Here is a 3421-nt window from a genome sequence, read left to right on the forward strand (position 1 = left end):
GCTCGGGCAGGGGCGGGCGCGGCGGGGTGGCCGCGGCATCCTGCGACGTGACACCATCGTCGCCCGGCTGGGGCTCGACGTTGGAGGGGCTGTTCTCGCTCATGACTGTTTTCCTTCTTCCCGGAACGCCATCAGGATGTCGCGGGATTCTGTGCATTCCCTATGCCCACACTCGTGTCAGCCTATGCATGTAGCCTGAGCGCGATGCGAGAAATACCCGGGGCTTGGCAGCGCACCGCGCGCGGTGCCGGCCTGCTGTCACCCACAGGCGTTCCGGCGCCGACGATCTTCGCCGAGATGACCGCGCTCGCCGTCAGGACCGGCGCCGTGAACCTCGGTCAGGGCTTTCCCGATGAGGACGGCCCGAAAGAGGTGCTGGATGCCGCGGCGGCGGCGATCGCTGCGGGCGAGAACCAGTACGCTCCCGGCCGTGGCGTACCCGCTCTGCTTCAGGCCGTCGCCGCACACCAGCGGCGGTTCTACGGGATCGAGCTGGATCCGCAACGCGAAGTGCTGATCACCGCCGGAGCCACCGAGGCACTCGCGGCCACCCTGCTGGCGCTCATCGATTCCCCCGACGACGAGGTCGTCGTCTTCGAGCCGTACTACGACTCCTATGCGGCGTGCGTTGCCCTCGCCGGCGCGCGGCTCGTGACCGTGCCGCTGCGGTGGCGGGACTTCCAACCCGACCTCGATGAGCTTGCGGCGGCAGTGAGCGACCGCACGCGGCTGATCCTCGTCAACGACCCGCACAACCCCACCGGCGCCGTGTTCTCCGCGGCGGTGCGCAACGAGATCGTCCGGCTGGCGGAACGGCATGACGCGATCGTCGTGACCGACGAGGTCTACGAGCACCTGGTCTTCGAGCCGCCCCACGTGCCGATTGCGAAGGTTCCGGGCGCCGCGGAACGGACCCTGACGATCTCATCGGCCGGCAAGACCTTCTCGACCACGGGGTGGAAGATCGGGTGGATCAGCGGCCCCGGCGACCTCATCGATGCCGTGACGGCCGTGAAGCAGTTCCTGACCTATGTGAACGGCACACCGTTCCAGCACGCGATCGCCGCGGGGCTCGCACTTCCCGATGCGTTCTTCGCCGGAGTCGGCGACGCCCTGCAGGTCAAGCGCGATCTGCTCGGTGACGGACTGCGCGCTGCCGGCTTCGAGGTGTCCGTCCCCGGCGGCTCGTACTTCACTGTCGCCAATGCCGCGCATCTCATGACCTCCGAGACGGATGCCGCGGACTTCTGTCGTGAACTGCCCGAGCGAGCGGGGGTCGCAGCGATTCCGCTGACCGCGTTCACAACGAGAGGGCGCCGCAAGGAGTACGCGACGCTCGTCCGCTTCGCGGCGTGCAAGCGCACCGACGTCATCGCCGAGGCGAGCCGGCGCCTGGCCGCCCTCTCCGGCTGAGCGCGCGGTCTCCGGGTCGAACCCGGCGGGTCGCGAATGGTCGCTATGGCCGCGGGATACCGACCACTTGCGACCCCGCCCGGGGTCTGCATCACGGCACCCACAACCGGCGAGTCGCAAATTGCCGCTTCACGCCGTGGATACTGACCACTCGCGACCCGCCGGGTAGTCCGTGGCGCGGCGCTCAGCGGGGCTCGACGCGGAAGCGCCGAAGCTCTAGCGCGGGATTGACGCGTCGCACGCGGTCGACGGTGTCGGCATCCACGAAGGCGACGGCGACGTCCGTGCCCGTCCCGACGCCGGCGATCTCGACGCCCTGCGGGTCTACGACCACCGATGCGCCCACTCCGAGCGGCGGCGGGTGGTCGGCGCCCGCGACATAGAGCGTGTTCTCGATCGCGCGGGCGTGCAGGAGCGTGCGCCAGTGCTGTTCCTTGAGCGGTCCGCGCACCCATTCCGCAGCAACAAGCACGACGTGCGCCCCGGTGTCGGCGAGAACTCTGGCGACCTCGGGAAACCGGAGGTCGTAGCAGGTCATCAGCGCGAACCGCACACCGGCGATCTCGAAGGTATCGGGTTCGACGAGGTCCCCTGGTTGCACCCAGTCGGACTCGCGCTGCCCGAAGGCGTCATACAGATGCAGCTTGCGATACACGGCCCGGATGCCGTCGGCATCCACCGCGACGACAGCATTGCGCACGCGCCCCCTTTCGCCACGTTCGACCAGACCGGCGACGACGGTAACGCGGTGGCGCCCGGCCAACTGCTGCAGCGCCCCGACGAACGGGCCGTCGAGATCTTGCGCGTGGGCCGCCAGCGTGTCGTCGAAGGGGTCGACGAAGTAACTCGCGTACTCCGGGAACAGCACGACTGCGGCCCCGCGAGACGCGGCGCGCGTCGTCAACTCCTCGATCTCGCGCAGGTTGGCAGCGGTATCGGCAGTCGGTGCGAACTGGGCGACGGCGACGCCCACGGCATCCACGGCATCCACGGTCATGAGCGCCCCCTGATTCGTATGACGACCGGCACGATTCCCCACAGTGTCGCGAGTGCGACGGCGGCGGCGATCCCGACGGTCCACGATGCCGACGCTCCGATCACGACGTCGAACACGAACGCGACGACCCCGATCAGCAGCACCGACACCGTCACAAGCGCCGTGATGAGAGCGATGTGACCGTAGATGACGACGGTGCGCTTCTCGCTGCGCCCGAACACCATGCGGTGCAGGGCCACGGGCGCCAGCGCGACCACCGCGCTGAGCGTCGCGAGCACGACGAGCACGAGGTAGAAGGCGCGCTGCGCGGCATCGAGGTCGGCGAAGGCGGGCTGGAACGCCAGGGCGAGGAGGAACCCGGTGAGGATCTGCGTGCCGGTCTGCAGGACTCGCAGCTCCTGCAGCACCTCGTTCCAGTTGCGGTCGGCACGCTCGTTCGGCGTCTCGTCGCGGCCGTCGGCGCGGTCGTCGCGGATGCCGTCGTTCTCCCGGACGGCGTCGCGATTCGGGCGAGCGGTCATGAGGTCCATCCTCCCGCGACGGCGGCGTGGAGGGCAACGAGGCACGCACGATGCGACTCGCGCTCTCGAGCCGTGCTAGGCTCTTTACTTGTGCCGCGGGGTGGAGCAGCTCGGTAGCTCGCTGGGCTCATAACCCAGAGGTCGCAGGTTCAAATCCTGTCCCCGCAACTCGAATACACGAACCAGGCCCTGACCGCGGATTTCTCCGGTCAGGGCCTGGTTCGTGTGCGATGAGCGCGAGGCTCAGAGGCGCTTGCGGTCGAGGGTCTTCAGGTAACCCTTCCGCGGGACGCGCGGCTCCTAGTGCGCGAGCAGCCCGCGGTCCGCGAGAATCGGCGCGACCTCCTCGGCGAAGGCGAGCACCGAGCCCGTCCAGCCCGTCGGTAGGCCGATGGCGCCGTCGATCGCGCCCACGTCGGCCCAGCGGGAGATCTCGTCGGCGACATCCGCGGGTGTGCCGGTGACCCGCCACGCGGATGGCCCCGCCGGC

At 69.2% G+C, this 3421-nt stretch carries 3 protein-coding genes, 1 tRNA gene and 1 pseudogene; 2 read left to right on the plus strand and 3 right to left on the minus strand.

Annotated elements, in window-relative coordinates; translation table 11 throughout:
• The first annotated feature begins 204 nt into the window (after positions 1-204).
• Positions 205-1413 carry an aminotransferase class I/II-fold pyridoxal phosphate-dependent enzyme gene (locus WBP48_RS04400; RefSeq protein WP_424436645.1) on the plus strand — a complete coding sequence of 403 codons (1209 nt, stop codon included), beginning with the start codon at positions 205-207 and terminating at the stop codon, positions 1411-1413.
• A 184-nt stretch (positions 1414-1597) separates the two neighbouring features.
• On the opposite strand, the gene WBP48_RS04405 is transcribed toward WBP48_RS04400, so the two are convergent.
• Both WBP48_RS04405 and WBP48_RS04410 read right to left on the minus strand, forming a co-directional pair.
• Positions 1598-2410: a carbon-nitrogen hydrolase family protein gene (locus WBP48_RS04405; protein WP_424436648.1), complete on the minus strand. Its 813-nt coding sequence runs from the start codon at positions 2408-2410 to the stop codon at positions 1598-1600.
• The gene (locus WBP48_RS04410) at positions 2407-2931 is read right to left on the minus strand and encodes a DUF6328 family protein (protein ID WP_424436651.1); all 525 of its coding nucleotides are present in this window, start codon (positions 2929-2931) and stop codon (positions 2407-2409) included. The genes WBP48_RS04405 and WBP48_RS04410 overlap by 4 nt, the downstream gene beginning before the upstream one ends.
• Before the next feature lie 94 nt (positions 2932-3025).
• Between WBP48_RS04410 and WBP48_RS04415 the strand changes: the two genes are divergently transcribed.
• Positions 3026-3099, plus strand: a tRNA-Met gene (locus WBP48_RS04415).
• A 132-nt stretch (positions 3100-3231) separates the two neighbouring features.
• Here the strand turns inward: WBP48_RS04415 and WBP48_RS04420 are convergent.
• Positions 3232-3421, minus strand: a pseudogene (locus tag WBP48_RS04420) (LLM class flavin-dependent oxidoreductase); the annotation flags it as partial.

The organism is Microbacterium sp. (assembly GCF_049661145.1).
Taxonomy (GTDB): Bacteria; Actinomycetota; Actinomycetes; order Actinomycetales; family Microbacteriaceae; genus Microbacterium.